Annotated in this window: 22 protein-coding genes; 13 read left to right on the top strand and 9 right to left on the bottom strand. The window is 65.3% G+C overall.

From position 1 onward, the window contains the following. Window positions 1–137 precede the first annotated feature (137 nt). Together AC1DE1_RS06790 and AC1DE1_RS06785 are read left to right on the top strand one after the other, a co-directional pair. Window positions 138–854 (top strand): glycosyltransferase, encoded by a 717-nt coding sequence (locus AC1DE1_RS06790; protein WP_441601851.1) that lies wholly within the window; start codon window positions 138–140, stop codon window positions 852–854. 181 nt (window positions 855–1,035) lie between these two features. After that, window positions 1,036–1,404: a DUF488 domain-containing protein gene (locus AC1DE1_RS06785; protein ID WP_441611151.1), complete on the top strand. Its 369-nt coding sequence runs from the start codon at window positions 1,036–1,038 to the stop codon at window positions 1,402–1,404. Window positions 1,405–1,408: 4 nt separating this feature from the next. Here AC1DE1_RS06785 and AC1DE1_RS06780 read toward each other — a convergent pair whose 3' ends face one another. Together AC1DE1_RS06780 and AC1DE1_RS06775 are read right to left on the bottom strand one after the other, a co-directional pair. Continuing rightward, window positions 1,409–2,368, bottom strand: a complete 960-nt coding sequence (locus AC1DE1_RS06780; protein ID WP_441601853.1) for a patatin-like phospholipase family protein — start codon at window positions 2,366–2,368, stop codon at window positions 1,409–1,411. Between the two features lie 94 nt (window positions 2,369–2,462). After that, window positions 2,463–3,434 (bottom strand): helix-turn-helix transcriptional regulator, encoded by a 972-nt coding sequence (locus AC1DE1_RS06775; RefSeq protein ID WP_121883216.1) that lies wholly within the window; start codon window positions 3,432–3,434, stop codon window positions 2,463–2,465. A gap of 221 nt (window positions 3,435–3,655) precedes the next feature. On the opposite strand from AC1DE1_RS06775, the gene AC1DE1_RS06770 reads away from it, so the two are divergent. After that, the gene (locus AC1DE1_RS06770; protein ID WP_441601854.1) at window positions 3,656–4,480 is read left to right on the top strand and encodes a hypothetical protein; all 825 of its coding nucleotides are present in this window, start codon (window positions 3,656–3,658) and stop codon (window positions 4,478–4,480) included. Window positions 4,481–4,593: 113 nt separating this feature from the next. After that, window positions 4,594–5,418 (top strand): DUF481 domain-containing protein, encoded by an 825-nt coding sequence (locus AC1DE1_RS06765; RefSeq protein WP_441601855.1) that lies wholly within the window; start codon window positions 4,594–4,596, stop codon window positions 5,416–5,418. Window positions 5,419–5,491: 73 nt separating this feature from the next. Here AC1DE1_RS06765 and hemC read toward each other — a convergent pair whose 3' ends face one another. Continuing rightward, the gene (gene hemC, locus AC1DE1_RS06760; RefSeq protein WP_441601856.1) at window positions 5,492–6,409 is read right to left on the bottom strand and encodes a hydroxymethylbilane synthase; all 918 of its coding nucleotides are present in this window, start codon (window positions 6,407–6,409) and stop codon (window positions 5,492–5,494) included. A gap of 137 nt (window positions 6,410–6,546) precedes the next feature. Here hemC and AC1DE1_RS06755 point away from each other — a divergent pair, with 137 nt between their 5' ends. After that, window positions 6,547–7,215 (top strand): tetratricopeptide repeat protein, encoded by a 669-nt coding sequence (locus AC1DE1_RS06755; protein ID WP_441601857.1) that lies wholly within the window; start codon window positions 6,547–6,549, stop codon window positions 7,213–7,215. A gap of 37 nt (window positions 7,216–7,252) precedes the next feature. On the opposite strand, the gene AC1DE1_RS06750 is transcribed toward AC1DE1_RS06755, so the two are convergent. The 3 genes from AC1DE1_RS06750 to AC1DE1_RS06740 form a co-directional block, all read right to left on the bottom strand. Beyond that, complete coding sequence (locus AC1DE1_RS06750) at window positions 7,253–7,957, bottom strand: LytR/AlgR family response regulator transcription factor (protein ID WP_441601858.1); 705 nt, start codon at window positions 7,955–7,957, stop codon at window positions 7,253–7,255. A 10-nt stretch (window positions 7,958–7,967) separates the two neighbouring features. Then, window positions 7,968–9,014 carry a sensor histidine kinase gene (locus AC1DE1_RS06745; RefSeq protein ID WP_441601859.1) on the bottom strand — a complete coding sequence of 349 codons (1,047 nt, stop codon included), beginning with the start codon at window positions 9,012–9,014 and terminating at the stop codon, window positions 7,968–7,970. A gap of 74 nt (window positions 9,015–9,088) precedes the next feature. Further along, on the bottom strand, window positions 9,089–9,754 hold the full coding sequence (locus AC1DE1_RS06740) for an alpha/beta hydrolase (RefSeq protein ID WP_441601860.1): 666 nt from the start codon (window positions 9,752–9,754) through the stop codon (window positions 9,089–9,091). Between the two features lie 237 nt (window positions 9,755–9,991). Here AC1DE1_RS06740 and AC1DE1_RS06735 point away from each other — a divergent pair, with 237 nt between their 5' ends. Beyond that, window positions 9,992–12,427: a S9 family peptidase gene (locus AC1DE1_RS06735; RefSeq protein WP_441601861.1), complete on the top strand. Its 2,436-nt coding sequence runs from the start codon at window positions 9,992–9,994 to the stop codon at window positions 12,425–12,427. Window positions 12,428–12,937: 510 nt separating this feature from the next. On the opposite strand, the gene AC1DE1_RS06730 is transcribed toward AC1DE1_RS06735, so the two are convergent. After that, window positions 12,938–13,762, bottom strand: a complete 825-nt coding sequence (locus AC1DE1_RS06730) for an AraC family transcriptional regulator (RefSeq protein ID WP_477176567.1) — start codon at window positions 13,760–13,762, stop codon at window positions 12,938–12,940. A 237-nt stretch (window positions 13,763–13,999) separates the two neighbouring features. Between AC1DE1_RS06730 and AC1DE1_RS06725 the strand changes: the two genes are divergently transcribed. From AC1DE1_RS06725 to AC1DE1_RS06705, 5 genes are all read left to right on the top strand, one after another. After that, a complete protein-coding gene (locus tag AC1DE1_RS06725; RefSeq protein WP_441601863.1) occupies window positions 14,000–14,239 on the top strand; it encodes a hypothetical protein in 240 nt (79 codons plus the stop codon). A gap of 85 nt (window positions 14,240–14,324) precedes the next feature. Then, entirely contained in the window at window positions 14,325–14,780 is a 456-nt protein-coding gene (locus AC1DE1_RS06720; RefSeq protein WP_441601864.1) for a MarR family winged helix-turn-helix transcriptional regulator, read from the top strand. A gap of 28 nt (window positions 14,781–14,808) precedes the next feature. Next, window positions 14,809–16,278: an efflux transporter outer membrane subunit gene (locus tag AC1DE1_RS06715; protein ID WP_477176569.1), complete on the top strand. Its 1,470-nt coding sequence runs from the start codon at window positions 14,809–14,811 to the stop codon at window positions 16,276–16,278. 11 nt (window positions 16,279–16,289) lie between these two features. Further along, window positions 16,290–17,489: an EmrA/EmrK family multidrug efflux transporter periplasmic adaptor subunit gene (locus tag AC1DE1_RS06710; protein ID WP_477176570.1), complete on the top strand. Its 1,200-nt coding sequence runs from the start codon at window positions 16,290–16,292 to the stop codon at window positions 17,487–17,489. Between the two features lie 148 nt (window positions 17,490–17,637). Next, window positions 17,638–19,158 (top strand): DHA2 family efflux MFS transporter permease subunit, encoded by a 1,521-nt coding sequence (locus tag AC1DE1_RS06705; protein ID WP_477176571.1) that lies wholly within the window; start codon window positions 17,638–17,640, stop codon window positions 19,156–19,158. Between the two features lie 787 nt (window positions 19,159–19,945). Here the strand turns inward: AC1DE1_RS06705 and AC1DE1_RS06700 are convergent. Both AC1DE1_RS06700 and AC1DE1_RS06695 read right to left on the bottom strand, forming a co-directional pair. Continuing rightward, complete coding sequence (locus AC1DE1_RS06700) at window positions 19,946–20,461, bottom strand: lipid A 3-O-deacylase (protein WP_477176572.1); 516 nt, start codon at window positions 20,459–20,461, stop codon at window positions 19,946–19,948. Window positions 20,462–20,709: 248 nt separating this feature from the next. Next, on the bottom strand, window positions 20,710–21,630 hold the full coding sequence (locus AC1DE1_RS06695) for a bestrophin family protein (RefSeq protein WP_477176573.1): 921 nt from the start codon (window positions 21,628–21,630) through the stop codon (window positions 20,710–20,712). 123 nt (window positions 21,631–21,753) lie between these two features. Here AC1DE1_RS06695 and AC1DE1_RS06690 point away from each other — a divergent pair, with 123 nt between their 5' ends. Together AC1DE1_RS06690 and AC1DE1_RS06685 are read left to right on the top strand one after the other, a co-directional pair. After that, entirely contained in the window at window positions 21,754–22,341 is a 588-nt protein-coding gene (locus AC1DE1_RS06690) for a DUF2239 family protein (RefSeq protein WP_477176574.1), read from the top strand. 28 nt (window positions 22,342–22,369) lie between these two features. Beyond that, window positions 22,370–23,848 carry an MATE family efflux transporter gene (locus tag AC1DE1_RS06685; RefSeq protein ID WP_477176575.1) on the top strand — a complete coding sequence of 493 codons (1,479 nt, stop codon included), beginning with the start codon at window positions 22,370–22,372 and terminating at the stop codon, window positions 23,846–23,848. Window positions 23,849–23,926 lie beyond the last annotated feature (78 nt).

Below are 23,926 nucleotides of genomic sequence, written 5' to 3'. Positions count from 1 at the left end.
CGATCAGCATTCATCCGAGGCTCGGTCGAGTGCCGGAAGGCCCCCGAGCCGCCCCGCCGCCTGACGCCAGCCCCTCCACCCACTAGAATAGCCCCCTGGCGCCCCTGCGCCCCCTGTTAAAGACCAAGGCCCTCCCCATGCCACAGCTGTCCGTCGTCGTGCCGGTGTTCAACGAGCGCGACAATATTCCGCCGCTGCTCGCCGAAATCGCCGCTGCCCTGCGCGGCAAGGTGGACTTCGAGGTCGTCTATGTGGACGACGATTCCAGCGACGACAGCGTGGCCGTGCTGGCGGCGGAGAAGGCGAAGTATCCGGAGTTGCGCATCGTGCGCCACCTCACCCGCAGCGGTCAGAGCACGGCGGTGTGGAATGGCGTGCGCGCGGCGCGTTCGCCGTGGATCGCCACCCTGGACGGTGATGGCCAGAACGATCCGGCCGATATTCCCAAGCTGCTCGCCCAGCGCGAACAGAGTGGCCCGGACGTGCGCCTGTTTGCTGGTTGGCGCACCACGCGCCGGGACAGCTTCAACAAGCGCATCTCGTCCAAGATCGCCAACGCGGTGCGTTCGCGCATGCTGCGCGATTCGACGCCCGACACCGGTTGCGGCCTGAAGCTGTTCGACCGCGACGTGTTCATGCGCCTGCCCTACTTCGACCACATGCACCGCTATCTGCCGGCGCTGGTGAAGCGTGCGGGCTTCCAGAGCACCAGCGTGCCGGTGGGTCATCGCCCGCGCACGGCGGGTACCTCCAAGTACGGCATGCTCGATCGCCTGTGGGTAGGCATCGCCGACCTGCGTGGCGTGGCCTGGCTGATGCGCCGTGGCAAGGTCACCCAGGTCGAAGAGATCTGAGTTAGCGACTGACTTACCTGTGTGTGGGAGCGCACCCTGTGCGCGACAGGCCCACATGTTGGACTGCGCTGCCGATGATCGCGGTGCCATCCGGCACCGCGTTCGCGCACAGGGTGCGCTCCCACAACGCGTTCTTCATCGGCGTATGCTGATGATTCGTGCTTCGGGAGGCCGCCCGTCCATGAGTATCACCGTCAAGCGCATCTATGAGGCGCCCGCCAAGAGCGATGGCTATCGCGTGCTGGTGGACCGCGTATGGCCGCGTGGCATGAAGAAGGAAGACGCCGCGCTCGATGCCTGGAGCAAGGAGCTGGCGCCATCCACCGCCCTGCGCAAATGGTTTGGCCACGATCCCGCGCGCTGGGAAGGTTTCCGCCACCGCTACGCTACCGAACTCGATGCCGCGGCCGAGCATTGGCGCCCTCTGCTGACCCAGGCATCGCGTCACCGCATCACGCTCTTGTTCGGTGCGCGCGACGAGGAGCACAACAACGCGGTGGCGCTGAAGTGCTATCTCGATGCGCTGTTAAAGGCCAACGGCCAGCATTGAACGCTCAGGAGCGGCCGGTAAACACGCCGGTGCGTGTCGGCTGCCAGTTCGCCAATGCCAGACGGGCCTGTTTGCGGCCCATCTCGATCAATTCGCCGGCGCGGTAGAACTCGTACACCGTGGCCACATTGCGCGGCATGCGGATCAACAGATCAGGCTCGTACGCCGCCAGGCGCAGGCGCGACAGATTGGCCTGCATCAGGTCCATCGATTGCATGAGCAGTTCCAGCATGCCCGGTTCGCGCGCCTTCTCGGCGCCATGCGGCATGAGCTTGCCGATGAACTCGCCGATGCGCGACCGATAGCCGTCGTTGCTCGCCGTGGGTGTCGCGCGCACCTCGTCCGGGGTGCCGGCATCGGGCGGGCCGTCCATGCTCACGGCGAACAGATAGTCCGCCGGATCGCGGATCAGCGGCGTCACCGGTACGGGATTGAGCAGACCGCCGTCGATCAGGCGCCGCTCGGACAAGGTATGCGGACGAAAAATGGTCGGAATGGCGATGGACGCACGGATCGCATCAAACAGCGGGCCGCGGGTGAGCCAGACTTCGCGTTCGCGGTCCAGGTCGGTGGCGACGGCGGTGAAGGCGATCGGCAGATCTTCAATGGCGACGTCGCCGATCAGCCCACGCATGGTCTCGATGATGCGCTCGCCCTTGATCAGGCCACCGCCCGACAGCGTCCAGTCGACCAGCTTGAGCACATCCATCTTGGCCAGCGAACAGACCCAGTCGCGGTAGACGCCCAGTTTGCCGGTGGCGTAGATGCCGCCGATCAGCGCGCCCATCGAGGTGCCGGCAATCGCGACGATTTGATAGCCCTGCGCTTCGATCTCCTCGATGGCGCCGATATGCGCCAGACCTTTCGCGCCTCCGGAACCAAGTGCGAGCGCGACGGTCGGTTTTCTGGTGACGTTGGCTTCGGCAGGAAGCGTCGAGGGATCGGCGATATCAGTGGCGCTCATGGCTCAGACGACAAAAAGTGAGTGGAGAGGAGTGCGTGGCGAGAGGCTGCGTCCACGCGCGTGCTCGCATCACCCTCGTCTTGGCCCACTTATCTCACTGATAGCCGCCCAGTGCCAGCTGCAGCTGGATCTTCATTTCCTCGCGCAGCGACAAGGGCGCCACCACTTCCGCATCCGGACCGTACTTGAGTACGTCCATCAGCAATTCCTTGGAATTGGAATACGGCACCTGCAGCTCATAGCGGCCGTCGGACAGCCACTCGCCCTTCTGCTGCGAATGCCAGTGTTCGTCGGCCACCCAGCGTGCGGCGTGCTGCGAGAAACGCAGCGTGGCCCAGGCCTTGGGCTTGCCGGCAAAGATGCCGTAGCTGGAGGCCAGCGCGTCGTTGAGTTCCTGCTCGACCACGTCGCGCGCGGGATCTTCGAGCGATTGCGGCTCGGCAATGCGATCCACGGCGAAACTGCGCAGCGCTTCGCGGTCGTGATCCCATACATCGAGATACCAGTTGTCGCGATAGTGCGTCAGGCGTTGCGGCGACACGCGGCGATGACTGTCCGCATTGGTCGTGCGCGCGCGATAGCGGAAACGCAGCTGCTTGCGTTCGAGCACGGCGCCGGCGACCACGCGGAACACCTGCTGGTCGAGCTTGCGTTCGCCCCAGGCGATGACGCGGATGCGTTCGATCGGCAGCGTCTTGCCGGTGCCCTGGTCGGACAGCAGGTGTTCGATGCGCGCCTTGAACGGCGCGAGTGCGCCGGCAAGCACGCCCGGTCCGCTGCGACCAATCAGTTCGTTGAGCGCAAGCAAGGCGGCGAGTTCATCCGAGGTCAGCCACAGCCCCGGCAACTCGAATCGTTCGCCTTCGCCCACCGCATAGCGAAACGCGGCGTGCTCGCCGCCTGCGCTTTCGATGGGCGCACCCAACGCGTCGCGCAGAAACGCCACGTCGCGATACAGCGTGGCACGCGAGCACTCCAGCTCGTCCATCAGACGAGGAAGAGGCACGGGATAGTGCGCCGACTTCAGCAATCGGTGCAGGGTGAGAATGCGCTCGTAACGATCCATGAAATGATTTTCGACGGCTGCCTCCGCGTAGCATGCGCACCGTTGGCGGAACCCGCAAGTCCACCAGATGGTGGGATTCAGCAAGACCACGCCACGGTCACGCGCACGTGATCCCCCCTTCACGTACAAAAGACACCACGCTCATGAAGCCGCGCCACCAAGCTCAGCCATACGCTGTCGTCAGCAGCCGCACCGTCCCCGCACGGGCGCGACCACGCCCCTTGGCCGCCACCTTGTTGCACGTCAGCGGCTATGACGGCTTTGGGCTTTGGATGGTGCTTGGACTCGCGCTGGCGGTGGGTGTGTATCCCGATGGTCGTGGCGACGTGCTGGTGCCGGTGGCGCTGGGTGCATCGCTGGTAGCCATGGGTTTGCTCGCGGCCTGCCTGCATTCGCGCTGGATGACGCACTGGCATGGATGGGTCATCGTCAGGGGCTCACGGCCCACGCGCGACGCCCTGGTGGCACTCGCCTGCGGCTTGCCGGTGCTGGCGGTGGCAGGGCTGGCGCGTGGTGACAACGCGTTCTGGGCAACGCGTTTGTCGGGCGCGGCGATGGCGTTGTGCTGCTTCGCCAGCATCATCGTGGCGGCGTATGCGGATGCCCAGCGGCAGGCGCCCGGCATGGATCCGCAACTGGCCACGCAGTTGCCGCTCAGTCGGGTGGTGTCGGCCACTTATGGCGGGGGGCTGTGGCTGTGGCTTTGCACGGCTGGCCAAAACACCGATGAGACCATTTTGCACCCGCTGTCGTGGATCATCGGCTTGCTGGCGCTCGCGCTGCTGCGCGGCCTGGTGGAGAGCCTGCGCTGGCAGGCGACGCTGCGGCGGGTGGCGGCGCCGCGCGGTCGGCTGGAATTGCAGCCCAAGCGTTATCTGGCGGCGCTGCTGGTGTATGCGGTGCCGTGCGTGGCCTTGTTGCTGATGAGCTTCGAAGACGGCTGGCTCGCCCTGGCCGCCGTGGCGGCCGTGAGTTGCACGGTAGGCATGGCGACCGAGCTAAGTTTGTATGATGAAGCCCTGGCAGCCTTGCCAGACGGCCCCTGAGGGGCTCGTCGCGCGTCAGCGCTGAACAAAACCTCCCCCGGTTCACAGGCAGTTCAATCCGCCCCGTTAAGGTGGCGGCCTGCCAATTTTTAACGAAAAAGGAACAATCTCAGATGAAAAGCACCCTGATGGCGGGCGCCCTGCTCGCAGCGCTGGCCAGTTTTGGCGCTCAAGCCGACGACGCGTCATCCAATCCGGCCAACAACGGCGGGTGGACGGGTTCGGGCGAATTCGGTTTCGCGTCCTCCTATGGCAACTCCCGCTCGGAAAACATCAACGCCAAGCTCGGCGTGAGCCAGGAAAACGACATGTGGAAGAACAACTTCTTCCTCAATGGGCTGCGTTCCAAGGGCGAGGTCGAGGTGCAGGACCAGCAAGGCAACACCGTCGACCGCCTCACCACCACGGCCAATCGCTACGACAGCGGCGCCTCGGTGGGCTACAAGCTCGATCCGCGCAGCTACATCGTGACGGCCGCGCGTTATGAGCACGACGATTTCGGCGCCAACCTGTGGCAGGGCATCGTCTCGGTCGGCTACGGCTATATCGCGCTGAAGACGGAGCGCACCGAGCTGTCGTTCGAAGCCGGCCCCGGTTACAAGCGCTATCGCCCTGCCGACGTCGACCAGGCGGTGACCCAGCCCGATGGCACCACCGAAACGGTACGCGTGCGCCAGAACACCGTGAGCGAAGCGGTCGGCCGCGGTCTGGTCAACTACAAGTACCGCCTCACCGACAACACCGCATTCGAAGACACCCTGCTGATCGAAGCGGGCTCGGACAACAAGTACTACCAGAACGATATCGGCCTGTCGGTCAGCATGACCAAGAAGGTGGCGCTCAAGCTCGGCTATCAGCTGCGCTACAACAGCGATGTGCAGCCCGGCACGCAGAGCACCGATTCGCTGGTGACGACCAATCTGCTCTACAACTTCTAAGCGCTCGCGCTTTGCCCAAGCCGCCCTGGCTGGCCGTCGACGACGGGTCCGCGGGGCGGCTTTTTCTTTGGACTCAGTGGCCGAGCAAGGAGGCCGCGCCTTGCGCGAACAGCGCTTCAGCGACCTGCTTGCCCAGCGCCTCGGCCTGATCGCCTTCCGCTTCGGCTTGGGCCTGCAGCAGGCGACCGCTGCTCACGTCGCCCACCATGCCGCGCAGATGCAGGCCGCGCTCGGTCACCGTGCACCACGCACCCACCGGCACCGTGCAGCTGCCGCCCAGGGCCTGGTTCATGGCCCGCTCGGCGGTGACGGCCAGGCGGGTCTGGGCATCGTCCAATGCCGCCAGCAAGGCAAGCACCTCGGGCTGATCGGAGCGTGCCTCGATCGCGATGGCGGCTTGTCCCGGCGCAGGCAGCCAGTCAGGAGCGGCGAGACGCCCGCGGATGCGCGAGGCCAGGCCCAGGCGCTCCAGCCCGGCGCAGGCCAGCAGGATCGCCTCGTAGTGGCCTGCGTCGAGCTTGGACAGGCGCGTGCCTACGTTGCCGCGCAGGTCGAGCAGGGTCAGGTCCGGGCGCACGGCGCGCAGCTGCGCCTGGCGGCGTAGCGAGGAAGTACCCACGCGGGCGCCCAGCGGCAGCGCGGCCAGATTGGCGTAGTCATTGCTCACGAAGGCATCGGCGGCGTCGGCGCGCGGCAGGATGGCCGGCAGCGTAAAGCCTGCTTCCAGCTCGGAGGGCACGTCCTTCAACGAGTGCACTGCCAGGTCGGCGCGGCCTTCCAGCATGGCCACTTCCAGTTCCTTGAGGAACAGTCCCTTGCCGCCGATCGTGGCCAGGGGCTGATCGAGGATCTCGTCACCTCGCGTCGACAACGGCACCAGGTCGACGAACAGCCCCGGATGGATCAGACGCAGCTCCGCCGCGACGTGTTCAGCCTGCCAGAGGGCGAGTGCGCTCTTGCGGGTGGCGATGCGCAGCGTGGTTGGCGTCATGGTGATCTCGGTGGGGGCGTCGCACGAGGCGTCGTCGGGGGCCCCATTGTCGCGTAATTATTGCCGCGGCTGCATTAGGTAGCCGGTCGCACTAGCAGCTATCCTGCGCCCGGGATGGGACAGCAAGGAGTGTTGTCATGAAGATCCGCAGGGTGGTTTGCAGCGTCCTTTTCATCATCGTCGGCCACGCCGCGTTCGCGGCGAATGTTCCACCGGTCACCAGCAGCGCTGCGACGGCGTTACCCGTGCTGTTGCCGGATGGACGGCCATACACTGATCCTGATCTATCCGCACGTGGGTTGCCTGAGGCGTCCGCGTTCAACCAAGGTGGCTATCCCGGCAGCGCGCTGCAGCTTTCGCCCGTGCGCAAACTGACCGACGAAGGCTGGCTGGCGGCGAGCGCGCATCGCGCGAGCGCGGCGCAGATCAACTTCCATCGCGCGCTGCGCATCAAGCCGAACGATCGTCGCCTGCTTTGGGCGGTGGGCTGGAGCATGATCAATCTCAACGACCCGGCGTGTGCGCTCGAAGCGTTCCAGCGCAATCTCTCGCTGCGTCCGCAGCAACGTCCGCAGTGGGTGCCGATGGCGATGGCGCTGACGTATACGGCGTCGGGCCAGCGTGACGTGGCCGTGGCCTGGTATCGCGCCGCGGCGCTCAGCGATCCGGTGCGCTTTGGCACTGACAACGCCACCCGCCGCAGCACGCTGCACTGGACCGCCAGCGAGCGCGCGCTGATCAGGCAATTGATCGGCTATGCATCGCAGGGCGATGGCCCCGAGAACAGCGAGCTGGCGTCGCGTTGACCGACCGGCGAAGCGGCGAGGTGTTGAGCTCGCCGCTTCAACCCATGCGCAGCAGCTTGCGCAAGGTCGGCAAGTTGCGTCGGCTCACTTCCGGCATCAGCTCGGTGCCGCCCAGTCGCGCCAGCACGCGGCCATCGGCGAGTGTTTTGAGGCCGAGCAGACGTTGCGCCGGCACCAGGCAATTGCGATGCAGGCGTATCAGGGTGTCCGGATAGGCCTCTTCCAGCTGGCGCAGCGACTCTTCCAGCAGCAGCTGGCCACCGCGGTGTTGCACCACCACGTACTTCTCTTCCGCCAGCAGGCAGACCACGTCGTCGAGCGCGACGCGCACCTGCTCGCCGCGCAAGCGCCCGTGCAGATAACCGCCGGTATCGCGCGGCGCCTGCTGCAGGCGCTGGCGTGCGCGCTGCAAGGCCTCGTTGAGCCGCTCGAGTCGGACCGGCTTCAGCAGATAGTCCACGGCGCCCAGGTCGAACGCGTGTAAGGCATGGCTTTCGTAGGCGGTGCAGAACACCACCAGCGGACGCTTGCTGCTTGCCAGTCGCTGCGCCAGTGCCGTGCCGCTCATGCCGGGCATGTTGATGTCCAGCAGCAGTACGTCCGGTTGCAGCTCGCCGAGCGCTTCGAGCGCGGCCTCGCCATCGGCCACGCTGCCGGCCACTTCGACGTCGTGGCATTCGCCCAGCAGCGCCGCGAGGCGGGCGCGTGCCAGGGGTTCGTCGTCAACGATAAGTACGCGCATGGGTTCGGTTCTATGCTTCCGGCAGCTGCAGGCGCACGATGAAACGCCCGCCTTCGGGGCCGGCGATGACGCGCGCGCGTGGACCATAACGATAGGCCACGCGGCGACGTACGTTGTCCAGGCCGTGGCCATGACCGCCGGGCGCCGGTTCGCTGGCCAGCGGGTTGTCGATTTCGATCAGGATGTCGCCGCGCTCGCGGCGGCCGCGCAGGATCACCTCGCCGCCTTCGCGCAAGGGCTGGATGCCATGACGCACGGCGTTCTCCACCAGCGGCTGCAGCAGCAGGCGCGGCAGTGGAAACGCATCGGGCAGATCGTCCAGCTCACGCCGTACGCGCAAGCGTTCGCCCAGGCGAAGCTGCTCGATGTCGAGGTAGCGATCGACCAGGCCCAGTTCCTCGCCCAGCGTGCCATCGCGCGTGCTGTGTTCGCCCAGGGCGGCGCGGAACAATTCGGAGAGATCCTCGACCGTGCGCTCGGCCGCGGCGGGATCCACTCGCACCAGCGCCGCCACGGTATTCATGCTGTTGAACAGGAAGTGCGGACGGATGCGCGCCTGCAACGCCGCCACCTGGGCCTGCGAGACCGCCTCGAGGCGGGTCTGCCACTGCGCGAGCAAGTAGAAATAGCGCAGCATCGCGGCGCCGAGCAGGGCGGCAATCACCGTGTTGTTGAGCACGAAGTCGCCGGTGCTGTCGCGCAGCAGGCTCATCTGCAGCAGGCCGTCCATCCAGTGCACCAGCGCGCTGCCGGCCATCACGATCACCACCATGGCCATCCATACGGCGGCATACGACGCATGACCCGGCAGGCGCAGAAACAGCGGACGCAGCTTGCACAAGGCGACGCCGATCACTACGGCCAGCCAGTCGGCAAACAACATGCCCACGCTGAAACCGCGCCAGCCGTGGCTGTTGTTGGGCGCCAGCCACATCACCGTGACCGTGACCGAGGCCATGATCAGCAGCGCGAAGATCACCGGGCCGCTGCAGAAATCAGGCAGCGGGCGATGTTCCGCGCGACTAGGTGCCGGTGGCGTGGTGGTGGACTCCCTCATGTGAAGGAGTATGCCGCATGCGTGGTCAGGCTACTTTGAGCGTCATCCCAGCCCACGCCGACAGCCGGCGGCCATCAGACGCCCAGGCGCACCGTCATCCACTGGCGCAGGTCGGCCACTTCCTCGCCGCACACGGAGTGCGGCATCGGATAGGTGTGCCAGCTGACCGAATAGCCCAGCGACTGCAGCAGATCGCGCGAGCTGACGCCGCGGGTCAGCGGCACGATCGGGTCGGCGGTGCCGTGGCCCCAGAACACCGAGGCGTGGCCGTTGGCGGGGCTGCGTTCGCTGGCAAAGGAGTCCTGCAACGGCAGGTAGGTGGACAGGGCGATGATGCCTGCCAGCGGCTGCGCGTGGCGCAGGCCGCCCGCCAGTGCGATGGCGCCGCCCTGCGAAAAGCCGGCCAGCAGGATGCGCGAGCTGGGCACGCCGCGCTCGTTCTCGCGGGCGATCAGCGCTTCGACGCTGGCGATGGAGGCCCGCATCCCGGTTTCGTCCTGGCGGGAAATCAGGTCGACCCCCACGATGTCGTACCAGGCGCGCATCGGCATGCCGCCATTGACCGTCACCGGTCGCACCGGCGCATGCGGAAAGACGAAGCGCAACGCCGGCCACTCCGGCGAGACCAGCTCCGGCACGATCGGGGCGAAGTCGTTGCCGTCGGCCCCCAGTCCGTGCAGCCAGATCACGCTATGGCCGGGGTTGGGAGCGGTTTCGATCTCGACAGTAGGGAGGGGCATGTTGTTCGCCGTGCTGGGTCTTTCAGGGGGATAGCATGCCTTGAAGACACGCAGGAGAACCTCACGGAACGCATGGCCCGCGGGGTTGGCCGACAAGGCGCCGACCAGAAGCCCGACATGGGCTTGGGGATAACCGGTAAGACTACCTGCCTAGGCGATCAGTTTGTACGGGACCATCGGCGCTTGTGCAGTCCGAAGGCTTGGCTATGCTCCGACGTTTTGACTGTGGAGCCATCCATGCGCCGAACGCTGTTCGCCGGCCTTGCCGCCCTTGCCACGCTGCCCGCGGCGGCCTTGTCGCCCCCGTCCTCCGGTGCGCAGCTGGATCTGGAAACCATCATGGCCAATCCCGACTGGATCGGCGCTGCGGTGGAACAGCCCTACTGGAGCGTGGACGGCTATAGCCTGTACTACTCGCTCAAGCGCGACGGCAGCAAGGTGCGCGACCTGTATCGCGTCGACGCCGCCGGTGGCCAGGCCACCAAGCTCGATCCCGCCGCCATGGCGCAGGCCGAAGGCCCGGCGGTCTACGACCGGGCGCACCGCCACGCTGCCTATGTGATGCACGGCGACGTGTTCATCGTCGATCTCACCACCGGCCGCCATGTGCAGGTGACCCGCTCGACCGAGGCGGAATCCGCGCCGCGCTTTTCCAGCGATGGCCGCAGCCTGCAGTACCGCCAGGCCAACAACTGGTTCGTCTACGACCTCGCCTCCGGCGTGAGCGCACCGGCTGCCGTGCTGCGCTTTGTCGACGATCCGCAGGCCAAGAAGCCCGACCAGCTCAAGGACATGCAGCTGGAGCTGTTCCGCTCGCTGCGTGAAAACAAGTCCGACAAGGACGCCTCGCGCGACAACGACGACGCACTGATCGCCGCCGATCCCGGCCGTGCACCCAAGCCCATCTATCTGGGCGAAGGCGGCGAACCGGCCGACACCGAACTGTCGCCGGACGGCCGCTGGATGGTGGTGGTGACCAAGCCCAAGGGCGCGAAGGAAGGCAAGCGTCCGGAAGTCACTCACTACGTGACCGACTCGGGTTACGCCGAGCAGCAGGAAGCGCGCGTCTACGTGGGCCGCAACGATCCCGCGCCGCAGTCGATGGTGCTGGTGGATCTGAAGTCCGCCAAGTTCTATCCGCTGAAGACCGACGGTCTCCCCGGCATCAAGGACGACCCGCTCAAGGACATCCGCGCCAAGACGGTGGCCGCGCTCGAGAAGGACGGCAAGGGTGATGAAGCCAAGGCGCTGAAGGCGCCGGAGATCCGCCCGGTGCGCATCGTCTCCAATGCCGACGACGGCGGCGGTGGCGGCATCGTGTGGAGCGACGACGGCCAGAACGTGGCCATCCAGCTGCGCGCGATCGACAACAAGGACCGCTGGATCGCCAGCGTGGACTTCGACAAGCACGCACTGGTCAACCAGCACCGCCTCACCGACAACGCCTGGATCAACTGGAACTTCAACGATTTCGGCTGGCTCAAGGATGGCCGCACGCTGTGGTATCTCAGCGAGGAAACCGGCTACTCGCAGCTCTATACCAAGTCGCCCGGCGGCAAGGCCAAGGCGCTCACCAGCGGCAAGTTCGAAGTGAGCCATCCCGCGCTGAGCCAGGACGGCCAGTGGTTCTACGTGCGCACCAACCAGGTCGCGCCATATAGCTATGACGTGTATCGCGTGCCCAGCGCCGGCGGCGAACTCGCCCGCCTGACGCAGGTACAGGGCATGGACGATTTCGCGCTGTCTCCCGATGGTCGCCAGCTCGCCGTGCTGCATTCGGCGCCGTACACGCTGGCGCAGCTGGCCGTGCAAGGCGTCGACGGTGGCGCATCGCGCGAACTCACCAACACGATGAAGCCGGCCTTCACCGCGCATGCGTGGATCCAGCCGAAGATCATCGGCATTCCGTCGTCGCATGGCGCGGGCACGATCTGGGCCAAGTACTACGGCCCGGCGGATGAAGCCGCCGCCGCTTCGCGTCCCGCGGTGATCTTCGTGCACGGCGCGGGCTATCTGCAGAACGTCACGCTGTCCTACTCCAACTACTTCCGCGAACAGATGTTCCACAACCTGCTGGTGCAGCAGGGCTATGTGGTGCTCGACATGGACTACCGCGCTTCGGACGGCTATGGCCGCGCGTGGCGCACGGCGATCTATCGCCAGATGGGTCATCCGGAATTGGAAGACCTGCTCGACGGCAAGGCCTGGCTGGTGAAGAACCACGGCGTCGATACCAGGCGCGTGGGCATGTACGGCGGCAGCTACGGCGGCTTCATGACGCTGATGTCGCTGCTGCGCGCGCCAGGCGAATTCGCCGCTGGTTCTGCGCTGCGTCCGGTGACGGACTGGACCAGCTACAACCACGAATACACTTCCAACATCCTCAACGATCCCCAGCTCGATCCGGAGTCGTACCAGGTCAGCTCGCCGATCAACTTCGCGGACAAGCTGCAGGATCCGCTGTTGATGCAGCATGGTCTGATCGACGACAACGTGATGACCAGCGACACCATCCGCATGTATCAGCGCTTCATCGAGTTGCACAAGAACAACTTCTGGATGTCGTTGTATCCGATGGAGCGGCATGGCTTTACGCATGCGGACTCCTGGTATGACGAGTACCGGCGGATTGATGAGTTGTTCAATACGTATGTGAAGCCGGTGAAGCAGTAACGCGCTCTGCTCCCTCTCCCCGGCGGGGAGAGGGTTGGCGGCGTTGCCACCTTTTACGGTGGTGAGGGGTCAACCTTGAGAAGCCGCTTCAACTGGAGCGGCTTTTTCTTTGGCTCGTCATCTCGGCGTTGGCCGGGAGCGCCTTTCAACACCCCCGGATGACGAGCCTTCCGGGCTGCGCCCTCCAGGTGCGCGTGCGGGTTGCGGAGACCCCGAGAGCGGAGAGCCCCATCAAGAGCCACGCAACGTCCGACGCTGCTGGGCCGCTCTCTTGTAGGAGCGCACTTGTGCGCGACCAGCCTACGGAGCGATGCACCCACGCGCTGCGGTCGCGCACAAGTGCGCTCCTACAAGGGAGCACGCAGGCCTCGGGCGGATCAATCTTGCCGGTCGGCTCTTTGTGGGAGCGCACCCTGTGCGCGACAAACCTACGGAGCGGTACACCTCGGCGTGGCTGTCGCGCACAGGGTGCGCTCCCACAGGCAAGCGGCAAGGTGCGGACTCAGTGCGCTACTGCGCGCCTTGCGCCGCAAAATACCTCGCGGGCGGTTGGCCAAAACTCCGCCGGAACATCGCCACGAAGGCGCTCACGCTCGCATAGCCCAAGGCATCCGCTACCGCCGACACCGGTTCGCCGTCGGCCAAGCGTTCCAGGCCGTGGGTCAAACGTGCCAGCTGTCGCCACTGCGCAAAGCTCAACGCCGTTTCGCTGCGGAACAAGCGGCTGAGGCTGCGTGGCGACAGGCCGGCCCAGCCGGCCCACTCATCGAGGCCGCGGTTGTCGTTGGGGTTTTCCAGCAGCGCCACGGCGATGCGCAAGGCGCGGCGGTCCACCGGCATGGGCAGGTGCAAGGGTTCGCGTTGGGCACGGCAGATTTCTTCCAGCAGCACGGTGGTCAGGCGCTCCTGGCTCTCGTCCAGCTGGGCTTCCCAGATCCAGGAGCTGGCGCGGCGCACCAGCGCGCGCATCAACTCGGTCACACCGATCACGCACGGTTCGGCAGGCAGACAGCCGCATTCGGGCGGGGTTACGAACACGCCCCAGCCGGTCATCGGGCCGCTGAGGGTCACCGTGTGTTCCACGCCGGGCGGCATCCAGCCGGCGCGGTGCGGGGGGAGCAGCCAGGAACCCTGGGCCGTGCGCACGTGCACCAGTCCGCTTTCCACGCAGTACAGCTGGCCGCGCAGATGGGAGTGCCAGCCGTACTCGCGGGTGCCGTCGTGGTACTCGCTGGCGGCTTCGCCCTCGGTCCAGTAGGCGATCACCGAGGGTCCATCGCGGCGCTCGATGAGCTCGTGGAAGCGGTTCTCGTCGTGCTCGCTGACATGGCCCATGGCTGATTCTCGACAAACTTTGACCAAATAACGCTAACAGTAATCACTCCGTCTGCCCAATCATGCTGGCCCGATCCCCACCGCTGCCGCCGCTCGCGGTGTCGAACGTGCCGACAGTCGCGGTTTGTCGAGCCCTGCCAAAGCTCCTGCTTGATCCGGAGCTGTCACGCCCGCACGCCGATACACGTCTTGATTCAGCCAGCGCGGCGCCGCCCCGGCGTCCAAGGGAGCCGATCCATGTCGATGATTGCCGTACGCATGCCCACCGCCGAGACCGAGCCGCTCGAGGCGTTCGTGGCCTGTGCCCACCAGATGCTGGACCCCGACCTGCCCGAGGCCAGCCGGCGAGCCCTGGAGCCGAGGCTGGTCGCCCTGCTGCCGACCCTGCGGGCGCTGGGCGTGTTCGAGCTGTTCGAAGTGCGCCACCCGGCCCTGCGGACCTGGCTGGAGGATGAGCTGCGGGAGGGACCCCATTGAGGGCAGCTAGACCTTGTCCGGGCAAAATCTAACCAACACATCTTTGCCTTGACAAATATTATTCCGGCAATAAAATTGCCCTCCCATGACCTCCTCCCAAACCCCTTCCTACCCCCAGGACAGCATCGGCGTACTCGTCGGGCTGGTTCGCGGCGAGATCGTGCGCAAGCTGGAAGCCGAGATGCAGGCTGCGGGTATCGAGCTGCGTTTCACCCAGTTCCTGATCCTCAAGCGCCTGGCCTTGATGGGCCCGATGTCGGCCAGTGAACTGGCCCGCGCGGTGGAACTGGACGGCGGCGCGATGACGCGCCAGCTCGACCAGCTCGAAGGCAAGGGCCTGCTGCGCCGCCTGCCGCATGAACAGGACCGCCGCGCTCTGCGCATCGAGCTGACCCCGGCGGGAGACGACATGTGGCGGCAGATGACGCCATGCAACGAACACGTTCTGGATGCCGCCCAAAAGGCGCTCAACCCGACCGAGCGTGAGCAGTTGCGCGATTACCTGGTGCGCGTGCTGAACGCGCTCCGCGATATGAATTGACCCGCTTCTACTTTTGGAAACCTACGCCATGCGTCTGCAAATCCTTGCGGCAGCCACCGGCCTCTCACTCGCGCTGGCGGGATGCGTCAGCAGCGGCGGCCTGCACCCGGAAGGCACGCTGACCGACGCCTCGTCACTGAAGGCCGATCGCAGCCTGTCCGGCGCCACGCTCTCCCCCGCTGCCTGGCCCGCCAACGACTGGTGGACCGGTCTGGGCGATCCCCAGCTGAGCGCGTTGATCACCGAAGCGCTGAAGGACAACCCCAGCCTCAGCGTGGCCGACGCGCGCGCCCGCCAGGCGCAGGCACAAGCCGGTACAGCCGATGCCGAGCGCGGCCCCAGCGTGACTGCCGGCGCCAATGTGATTGGTCAGCGTCTGCCGCTGACCGCCGCGCCGCCGGAACTTGGCGGCGGCAAGTTCACCTGGTTCAAGGACGCGCGTGCCAGCTTCAGCTGGGACCTGGATCTGTGGGGCGGCAAGCGCGCCGCGTGGGAAGCCGCCGTCGGTCAGCAGCATGCCGCTGAAATCGAACAGCAGGCCGCGCGCATCGAGCTTTCCACCAATGTCGCGCGCGCCTATGTGCAGCTGTCCTACGCCTATGCGCAGCAGGATGTGGCGAAGGCCGAGCATGAGCGCGCCACCACCGCGCGCCAGCTGACCCAGCAGCGCGTGTCCGCCGGTCTCGACAATCAGCTGCAGCTCAAGCAGAGCGAAACCGAAGTGGCCAACTCGGACCAGCAGCTGGCCGCGGCCAATCGCGCCATCGACGCAGCGCGTTCGTCGTTGTCGGTGCTGTTGGGCAAGGGGCCGGATCGCGGCCTCGACATCGGTCGTCCGCAGGCACTCAACCCTGCAGCGCTCGCTGTGCCGGCCGATGTGCCGACCGAACTGATCGGCCACCGCGCCGATCTCGTCTCCGCGCGCTGGCGCGTGGAATCGGCGGGCAAGGAGATCAAGGTCGCCAAAACCCAGTTCATGCCCAACGTCAGCCTCAGCGCGATGGCCGGCGTAGCGGCGTTCGGCAGCATCAATCCGCTGCAGTTGCCGGCGCGCTTCTACACGTTTGGTCCGTCGCTGAGCCTGCCGATTTTCGACGGCGGCCGACTGCGTTCCAATCTGTCCGCCAAGGATGCGCAGTACGACGAAGCCGTGGCCCAGTACAACCAGACGCTGGTGCGCGCGGTGAACGAAGTGGCCGACGGCTACGACGCCGTGCAGTCCGCGCAGGAACAGGTCGCCGCCCAGCAGCGCGCGGTGGATGCCGGCACGCAGGCCTGGCAGCTCGCCGAGCAGCGCTACAAGGCCGGCGTCGGCAGCTATCTCGAAGCGTTGATTGTGCGCCAGCAGCTGCTGGTCGCCGAGCAGCGCCTCGCCGCCCTGCAGTCGCAGCAGGTCGACCTCTCCGTGCAGCTTATCCAGGCCCTCGGCGGCGGTTTCCGCCCGCAGGCGGGCGCGGCCGATGTGGCCGTCCAATCTTCCTCTGAACATTCGCTCTAAAGGCTATCCCCATGTCTAGCCAGAATCCGCTTGCGGCCGAGACCGCAGCCGCCCAACCCCCCAAGAGCCGTCGCGGTTTCCTGTTGAAGGGACTCGTCGCCGTGCTGGTGCTTGCCGCTGTCGGCTGGGGCGTGTGGTACTTCGTCGAAGGCCGTTGGTTTGAAGACACCGACGATGCCTACGTCAACGGCAACCTCGTGCAGATCACCCCGCAGGTGACCGGCACGGTCATCACCATCGGCGCCGACGACGGCGACCTGGTGCATGCCGGCGACGTGCTGGTGAAGCTCGATCCGGCCGATGCCGATGTCGCGCTGGAGCAGGCTCGCGCCAATCTTGCCGGCACCGTTCGCAAGGTGCGCGGCCTCTACAGCAACGTGAGCGGTGCCCAGTCCGAAGTGGCCGTGCGCAAGGTCGCGGTGGACAAGGCGCTGCAGGACTACAACCGTCGCCGCGATCTCGCCAAGTCCGGTGCCATCTCGGCCGAAGAGCTGTCGCACGCAATGGATGCGCTGACCACCGCGCAGAGCGCCCTGACCACCGCGCAACAGCAATTGCAGACCAACAAGGTGCTGGTGGATGACACCGTCGTCGCATCGCATCCGGACGTCCAGACGGCCGCTGCCAAAGTGCGCGCGGCTTATCTCGATGACGTGCGCACCTCGCTGCTTGCGCCGGTCGACGGCTACGTGGCCAAGCGCTCCGTGCAGCTGGGCCAGCGCCTGGCGCCGGGCACGCCGCTGATGGCGGTGGTGCCGCTGCACGGCGTGTGGATCGATGCCAACTTCAAGGAAACGCAGCTGGGCAATATGCGTATCGGCCAGCCGGTGGATATCCGGGCCGACGTGTATGGCGGCTCGGTCACCTACAAGGGCAAGGTCGAGAGCCTGGGCGTGGGCACCGGCAGTGCGTTCTCGCTGCTGCCGGCGCAGAACGCTACCGGCAACTGGATCAAGATCGTGCAGCGCGTACCGGTGCGCGTGTTCTTCACCGATCCCAAGCAGCTGGAAGAGCATCCGCTGCGCATCGGCCTGTCGACCAAGGTGTCGGTGAACCTGCACGACACCAGTGGCCCGCTGCTTGCCAAGCAGGCGCCGACGCAGCCGGCCTTTACCACCGATGTGTACAAGCAACAGCTGGCCAAGGCCGACGGCATGATCGCGGACATCATCCACGCGAACATGGCCGGTGGCGAAGCTCAGAAGCAGTAAACGGGCGGGCATGGAGGCATGACGCCTCCGTGCCTACCTTAGTTGGTGAGTACCGTCATTCCGGCCGGCGCCGGAATGACGAGCAGGAACCGAGGCAGCTGCGGCACATTCGTAGCGCCAATACTTCATACCGCAGGTTATCCGTGCGATGAGCCAAAATTTCCAGCCGCGCAACCTCGCGTTGACGACCGTCGGTCTCTCGTTGGCCACCTTCATGCAGGTGCTCGACACGACGATCGCGAACGTGTCCTTGCCGACGATTGCCGGCAACCTCGGCGTAAGCGTCAACCAGAGCACCTGGGTGATCACCTCGTTCGCGGTGAGCACGGCTATTGCGTTGCCGTTGACCGGCTTTCTCACGCGCCGCTTCGGCGAGGTGAAGCTGTTCATCTGGTCGACGATGCTGTTTTCGCTCGCCTCTTTCCTGTGCGGCACCGCGCAGAGCATGCCGATGCTGATCCTGTTCCGCGCCATCCAGGGTGCGGTGGCCGGACCGATGTACCCGATCACGCAGAGTCTGCTGATCTCCATTTATCCACCAGCGAAACGAGGCATGGCGCTCGCGCTGCTGGCGATGGTGACGGTGGTCGCGCCTATTGCGGGTCCGATCCTCGGTGGCTGGATCACGGACAATTATTCGTGGCCGTGGATCTTCTTCATCAACGTGCCCATCGGCATCTTCGCCAGCATGGTGGTCGCCAACCAGATGAAGGGGCGCGTGGATGTCACCACGCGGCCCAAGATCGACTACGTGGGCCTGATCACGCTGATCATCGGCGTGGGCGCGCTGCAGATCGTGCTGGACAAGGGCAACGACGAGGACTGGTTCAACTCGACTTTCATCATCGTCACGGCGATCGTGTCGGCGATTGCGATTGCCGTCTTCCTGATCTGGGAACTCACCGACGACGAACCGATCGTCAACTTGAAGCTGCTGCGGCATCACAACTTCCGCACGGGCACGATTGCGCTGGTGCTGGCCTATGCGGCGTTCTTCGCGATCGGCTTGCTGATACCGCAGTGGCTGCAGCGTACCGTGGGCTATACCTCCACCTGGGCGGGCTTCGCCGCGGCGCCGCTGGGCATCCTGCCGGTGATGTTGACCTTCATCGTCGGCAAATACGCTGCGCGCACCGATATGCGTCTGCTTGCCTCGTGCGCGTTCCTGATCATGGGCGCCACGTGTTTCATGCGCTCGAACTTCTTCCTGCAGATCGACTTCATGCATGTCGCGGGCGTGCAGTTGTTTCAGGGTCTGGGCGTGGCGCTGTTCTTCATGCCGGTCACCACCATCCTGCTATCGGACCTGCGGCCGAACGAGATTGCCGCAGGCGGTGGCCTGGCCACCTTCCTGCGTACGCTGGGCGCCAGCTTTTCGGCTTCGCTGACGACCTTCCTTTGGGATCACCGCGCAATCGTGCATCACGCGCATCTCACCGAACACTTCACGCCGTACGACAACTCGGCGCAGGCGACGCTCAAAGCCGTCGGTGTGACGGGGCAGGCCAGCAATGGGTTGCTGGAGCAGTTGATCAATCAGCAGGCGTATCAGATTTCGTTCAATGAGGTGTTCCACATGCTGGGGTGGGTGTTTATCTGCCTGATTGGCGTGGTGTGGATGGCGCGGCCGCCGTTTGGGGCTAAGGCGGGGCCTGGGGCGGATCATTGATCGCTGGGTGTGATGAAAGAGGCCGCAGTGATGCGGCCTCTTTTTGATTTTGATCGTCATCCCGGCGCACCCCACAAGAGGGGGCGAGGGCCGAAAGCGCTCTTCAACAGCCGAATGGCTAGTCATCCAGTAGCGTCGGTATCGGGTTGTCGCCTCGTGGCCAGCTTGCCGCCTGCGCGGCGGGCGTTTCGATCGGCTGCCGCCGCTCGAGTCACTTTTCTTTTGCTGGCCCAAAAGAAAAGTAACCCAAAGAAAGTGGCCTGATAACGCCTGCAGCATCGTGTTTGGATAAGCCAGAACGCTCGAGGCGCGTCGTTGTGGGACAACCTCCAAGGGTACACAGGGGGTACCTCAAAGCGCTGCGCAACGCGCCCGAATCGCTGAGGACTTAAACCGGAGCCTCGCTGCGCATCGGCTTTGGTCGTTCCGCATTCCCTTTGCCGCCGGCTTGTCTGTGGGAGCGCACCCTGTGCGCGACAGCCACGCTGCGGTGTACCACTCCGTAGGTTTGTCGCGCACAGGGTGCGCTCCCACAAAAAAAGCCGAGCGGCAAGATTGATCCGCCATCCACGGACTTGCGTCCTCCCTTGTAGGAGCGCACTTGTGCGCGACCGCACCGCCTGGATGTGCCGCTCGGTCGGCTGGTCGCGCGCAGGGTGCGCTCCGCTCTGCGGGCAGAGTCGGTTAGAGAGAGCAGTTTCGTGTTACTTGATCGAACACGATGCGGCGATCCATTCAGACGTCCAAACAACAACGGCCCGTCATGGGCCGTTGTTGTTTCACTCCATCAAGGATTGAACGCGACGCCCACCAGCGCCATCGTTTCGCCGCGGTTGGAGCCCTTGATGCCGGCGTTGGAGACGTGGCGGATCTGGAAGGTCCAGTGGTCGCCTTGCCAGCCGACGGAGTTGACGAATTCGCCGCCGCTGCTGAGCGCCAGCGTGCGGCCGCCCTGGGCGGCGATCTCGGAGGTCCAGAACAGGTGGTGGTACCAGTCGTCGCCGTTGCCGTAGCGCATGCGCACGCCGCCGCCGAGCAGCCATACGTCATCGGAAACGGCGTTGCCGTACTTGGAGACATTGCGGCCATTGATAAAGCCCAGGGAGGCGGCTGGCGCCCACGAGAATCGGCTGTTGCCGAAGGCGTGTTCGCCCCAGATGCTTTCGATCCACGCCGTATTGGTCCAGTAACTGTCTGAGTAGCTTCGGCCGCCGCTGATTTCGATACGGGGGTCGGCCAGGGTCGTAGCGGAAATGCCCATCAGGGCCAGCGCAACCGCACTGCGCAGGAGGGGATGTCGCATGGTCTTTCTTCTTTGACTTTGGGGGAGGAGTTTGTGCACCGCTAAGTTTAATAACTTATTGGACCGACCGGTACTGGAAATAGGTCGAATCGAGACAACACAGCGTTGCCTGGGCGGCACGAGTGGCCGGCATCCTTCGCGGTCACGGGGTCAGCTTGTCTCAAGCGGCGTGAAGCGCACGCGGAGAACACCGTAAAACTACGGCGATACCAAGGTAGGGGTTGGGCCTCCCGGCCGGTCCTGGTGGCTTAAAGCAGGACGCCGTCCACCGGCTGCAGCGGCGCTGGCAGGTCGCGCTGACCCAGCAATTCGCCCAGGCCGATTTCGACCGTGCGGCACATCGCATCCAGGGCCAGGTCGTTGGGCAGGCGGTCGAAGGGATTCTCGATCTGGTCACCCAGTGCATCGAGCCCGAAGAAGGTGTACGAGAGCACGCCGACCATCAGTGGTGTCACCCAGCCCACGCTGCTGATCAGGCAGAACGGCAGCAGCAGGCAGTACACATAGACCGTTCGATGCAGGAGCAGGATGTAGGCGAGCGGGATAGGTGTGCCCTGGATGCGCTCGCAACCGCCCAGCACATAGGACAGGCGCGTCACCTGCGCATCGATGTTGGCCAGCAGCATGGGATCGAGCCGGTGCTCCCGATGCAGCTGCGCATAGCCCTGAGCGATGAGTGCGAGCAGCACGTTCGGCGGATTGGGCCGGCCGGCCAGCGCGGCGGCCTCCTCAGGCGTCAGCCAGCGAGACACCTCGTCGCCCGGCGCGGTACCGCGTAGCTGATGACGCAGCGCGTGGGCGAAGGCAATCAGTCGATGCACCATGCGTTCGCGTTCCGACGCCGTGAGGCTGTCGGGCAGGCTCACCGTCTGCCTGGCGAGATTGCGCACCACGATCAGCAACTCACCCCACAGCGTGCGCGCCTCCCACCAGCGTTCGTAGGCCACCGTGTTGCGAAAGCCCAGGAAGATCGCCAGCGTCAGTCCCATCAGGGTCAGCGGGATGGCCCCCAGCTCGACCCCGGTATGCGGCAGGTGTCGTTCCAGCAGCACCACCGCCCCGGCCAGCAGCACCATGCCCAGCACGCGCTTCCAGATCACCGGGATGATCGATCCGCGCAGGGTGAACAGCATCAATCGAAGCGAGCGATGCGGGGGATGGATGACCATGGGAAAGGCGCGGCGGGAGTGTAGAAAAATCTTACCGCGTGACGCCTGGCCCGGCCGGCCAAGTGTTGACCTTTATTTATTACCCGGGCAATATCCGCCTTCACTTTATACCCGGACAAAACCATGACTGTTCCAGCCTCCTGCATTGCTTTCGACGGCCACCGCCGCATTGCTGCCGGTTCGCTGGCCGAGGTCGCCCTGGCGACCAAGCGCGCGGTCGACGCCGGGGTCGACGGACCGGTGCTGGTCTTCGACGAACTCGATGGGCGTCCGCTGGAACTCGACCTGCGCGGCACGCTCGCCGACGTACTTGCCCGCCTCCCCGCGTCGTCGCAGGACGACGAACTTGCGCCGCGCGGCCCCGGCCGCCCGAAGCTGGGCGTGGTTGCACGTGAGGTCACCTTGTTGCCGCGTCATTGGGACTGGCTGGCTAGCCAGCCTGGTGGTGCATCGGCCAGCTTGCGGCGGCTGGTCGACGAGGCACGTCGCACTCATGCTGAGCGCGATGCGGCCCGTCTGGCGGGTGAAGCGGTCGATCGCTTCATGAGCGCGATGGCGGGTAATCTCCCGGGTTATGAAGAAGCCTCGCGCGCATTCTGGCGAAAGGAGCGCGAGCGTTTCATGCAGGTGACGGATGCATGGCCCGCCGATGTGCGCGAGCATGTGCGGCGTCTGGCCACGCGTGCATGGCAAGCCAGCGTCGCCGACTGATCTCCCCTCCCCATCGCGGAATGATTCGATGTCATCTCTTGCTGCAAAGCAGCCCCTGCTTATCGAAGGACCGATTGCCAAGACGCTGCTGATGTTCGCGTTGCCCATCTTGGGCAGCACGGTGCTGCAGTCGCTCAATGGCTCCGTCAATGCGATGTGGATCGGCCACTACCTGGGCGAAGCCGCGCTCACGGCGGTGAGCAACGCCAACCTGATCCTGTTCCTGCTGCTGGGCGCGGTGTTCGGCCTGAGCATGGCCTGCACCATCCTGATCGGCCAGAGCCTGGGCGCGCGCAACATGCTCGAGGCCAAGCGTGTGGTCGGCACCGGTGTGACGTTCTTCGTCTCGGTCTCCATCATCGTGGCCATCGCCGGTTACTTCGGCACGCCGTGGATGCTCAACGCGCTCAATACGCCGGTCGATGCACAGGCGTTCGCGGTGCCTTACCTGCGCATCATCTTCATCGCCGTGCCGTCGATGTACTTCTACGCCTTCCTGATGATGACGCTGCGCGGCGCGGGCGATTCGCGCACGCCGTTCTTCTTCATGGCGTTGTCGGTGCTGATGGACATCGTACTCAACCCGCTGCTGATCTTTGGCGTAGGGCCGTTCCCGCGGATGGGCATCGCCGGCTCGGCCACTTCGACCTTGATTGCGCAGTCGGTGGCGCTGGTCGCCTTGCTGGTCACGCTGTACCGGCGCAAGCATTTCCTGCGCCTCACGCGCAGCGAGCTGGGGTATCTGAAGCCCGATATGGAGATCCTGCGCTCGCTGGTGTTCAAGGGCCTGCCGATGGGCCTGCAGATGATCGTGATCTCCAGCTCCGCGATGATCATGATCCACATGGTGAACAACTACGGCTCCAAGACCACCGCCGCGTACGGCGCAGCGACGCAGCTGTGGACCTATGTGCAGATGCCGGCCATGGCGATCGGCGCGGCGGTGTCGTCGATGGCGGCGCAGAACGTGGGCGCAAAACTGTGGGACCGCGTGAGCCGCATCACCAAGGTGGGCGTGCTCTACAACTTCCTCTTGAGCGGCATGCTCATTGCGCTGATCTATCTGTTCAACCACGCTGCGCTTGGCATGTTCCTGCCCAATGACGGCGAGGCGCTGGCGCTGGCGCAGCACCTCAACAGCATCGCGGTGTGGTCGTTCATGTTTTTCGGCGTGACCTTCGTGCTGTTCGGTGTGGTGCGTTCCACCGGCGCCGTGGTGCCGCCGCTGGTGATTTTGTTTATCTCGATGTGGCTGTTCCGCCCGCCGTTTGCACTGGCGCTGGCGCCGCGGCTGGGCGCCGATTCGATCTGGTGGAGTTTCCCGCTGGGCTCGCTGGCCTCGATGCTGATGGCGATGGGCTACTACAAGTGGGGCGGCTGGCGTCGCGCACGCATGTTGGCCACGCCGATCGACAAGGCCGGCCTGAACAAAGCCGGCGAAGAAGCCGCCGTGGCGGGCCAGCAGGCACCCACGACCGGGCAAGGCGTGCCCGCTTCAGCGGAATAATCTGTCTCGCCCTGCGCGTGGATGCGCGCAGGGTGAACCAGGTTTCACACATTGCCACGTACCTGTCATCCGGGCTGC

The sequence above is a fragment of the Dyella sp. 05T440 genome, assembly GCF_056395965.1.
This window is presented reverse-complemented; position numbering and strand designations above follow the sequence as displayed.

What these genes read in the sequence shown, in the direction of transcription:
- AC1DE1_RS06755 (WP_441601857.1), top strand. Translation starts at nt 6,547, where the DNA reads ATGAAGATCCGCAGGGTGGTTTGCAGCGTCCTTTTCATCATCGTCGGC.
- AC1DE1_RS06720 (WP_441601864.1), top strand. Translation starts at nt 14,325, where the DNA reads ATGACCTCCTCCCAAACCCCTTCCTACCCCCAGGACAGCATCGGCGTA.
- AC1DE1_RS06750 (WP_441601858.1), bottom strand. Translation starts at nt 7,957, where the DNA reads ATGCGCGTACTTATCGTTGACGACGAACCCCTGGCACGCGCCCGCCTC.
- AC1DE1_RS06780 (WP_441601853.1), bottom strand. Translation starts at nt 2,368, where the DNA reads ATGAGCGCCACTGATATCGCCGATCCCTCGACGCTTCCTGCCGAAGCC.
- AC1DE1_RS06745 (WP_441601859.1), bottom strand. Translation starts at nt 9,014, where the DNA reads ATGAGGGAGTCCACCACCACGCCACCGGCACCTAGTCGCGCGGAACAT.
- hemC (WP_441601856.1), bottom strand. Translation starts at nt 6,409, where the DNA reads ATGACGCCAACCACGCTGCGCATCGCCACCCGCAAGAGCGCACTCGCC.
- AC1DE1_RS06775 (WP_121883216.1), bottom strand. Translation starts at nt 3,434, where the DNA reads ATGGATCGTTACGAGCGCATTCTCACCCTGCACCGATTGCTGAAGTCG.
- AC1DE1_RS06725 (WP_441601863.1), top strand. Translation starts at nt 14,000, where the DNA reads ATGTCGATGATTGCCGTACGCATGCCCACCGCCGAGACCGAGCCGCTC.
- AC1DE1_RS06765 (WP_441601855.1), top strand. Translation starts at nt 4,594, where the DNA reads ATGAAAAGCACCCTGATGGCGGGCGCCCTGCTCGCAGCGCTGGCCAGT.
- AC1DE1_RS06740 (WP_441601860.1), bottom strand. Translation starts at nt 9,754, where the DNA reads ATGCCCCTCCCTACTGTCGAGATCGAAACCGCTCCCAACCCCGGCCAT.
- AC1DE1_RS06730 (WP_477176567.1), bottom strand. Translation starts at nt 13,762, where the DNA reads ATGGGCCATGTCAGCGAGCACGACGAGAACCGCTTCCACGAGCTCATC.
- AC1DE1_RS06790 (WP_441601851.1), top strand. Translation starts at nt 138, where the DNA reads ATGCCACAGCTGTCCGTCGTCGTGCCGGTGTTCAACGAGCGCGACAAT.
- AC1DE1_RS06735 (WP_441601861.1), top strand. Translation starts at nt 9,992, where the DNA reads ATGCGCCGAACGCTGTTCGCCGGCCTTGCCGCCCTTGCCACGCTGCCC.
- AC1DE1_RS06785 (WP_441611151.1), top strand. Translation starts at nt 1,036, where the DNA reads ATGAGTATCACCGTCAAGCGCATCTATGAGGCGCCCGCCAAGAGCGAT.
- AC1DE1_RS06695 (WP_477176573.1), bottom strand. Translation starts at nt 21,630, where the DNA reads ATGGTCATCCATCCCCCGCATCGCTCGCTTCGATTGATGCTGTTCACC.
- AC1DE1_RS06710 (WP_477176570.1), top strand. Translation starts at nt 16,290, where the DNA reads ATGTCTAGCCAGAATCCGCTTGCGGCCGAGACCGCAGCCGCCCAACCC.
- AC1DE1_RS06715 (WP_477176569.1), top strand. Translation starts at nt 14,809, where the DNA reads ATGCGTCTGCAAATCCTTGCGGCAGCCACCGGCCTCTCACTCGCGCTG.
- AC1DE1_RS06685 (WP_477176575.1), top strand. Translation starts at nt 22,370, where the DNA reads ATGTCATCTCTTGCTGCAAAGCAGCCCCTGCTTATCGAAGGACCGATT.
- AC1DE1_RS06700 (WP_477176572.1), bottom strand. Translation starts at nt 20,461, where the DNA reads ATGCGACATCCCCTCCTGCGCAGTGCGGTTGCGCTGGCCCTGATGGGC.
- AC1DE1_RS06690 (WP_477176574.1), top strand. Translation starts at nt 21,754, where the DNA reads ATGACTGTTCCAGCCTCCTGCATTGCTTTCGACGGCCACCGCCGCATT.
- AC1DE1_RS06705 (WP_477176571.1), top strand. Translation starts at nt 17,638, where the DNA reads ATGAGCCAAAATTTCCAGCCGCGCAACCTCGCGTTGACGACCGTCGGT.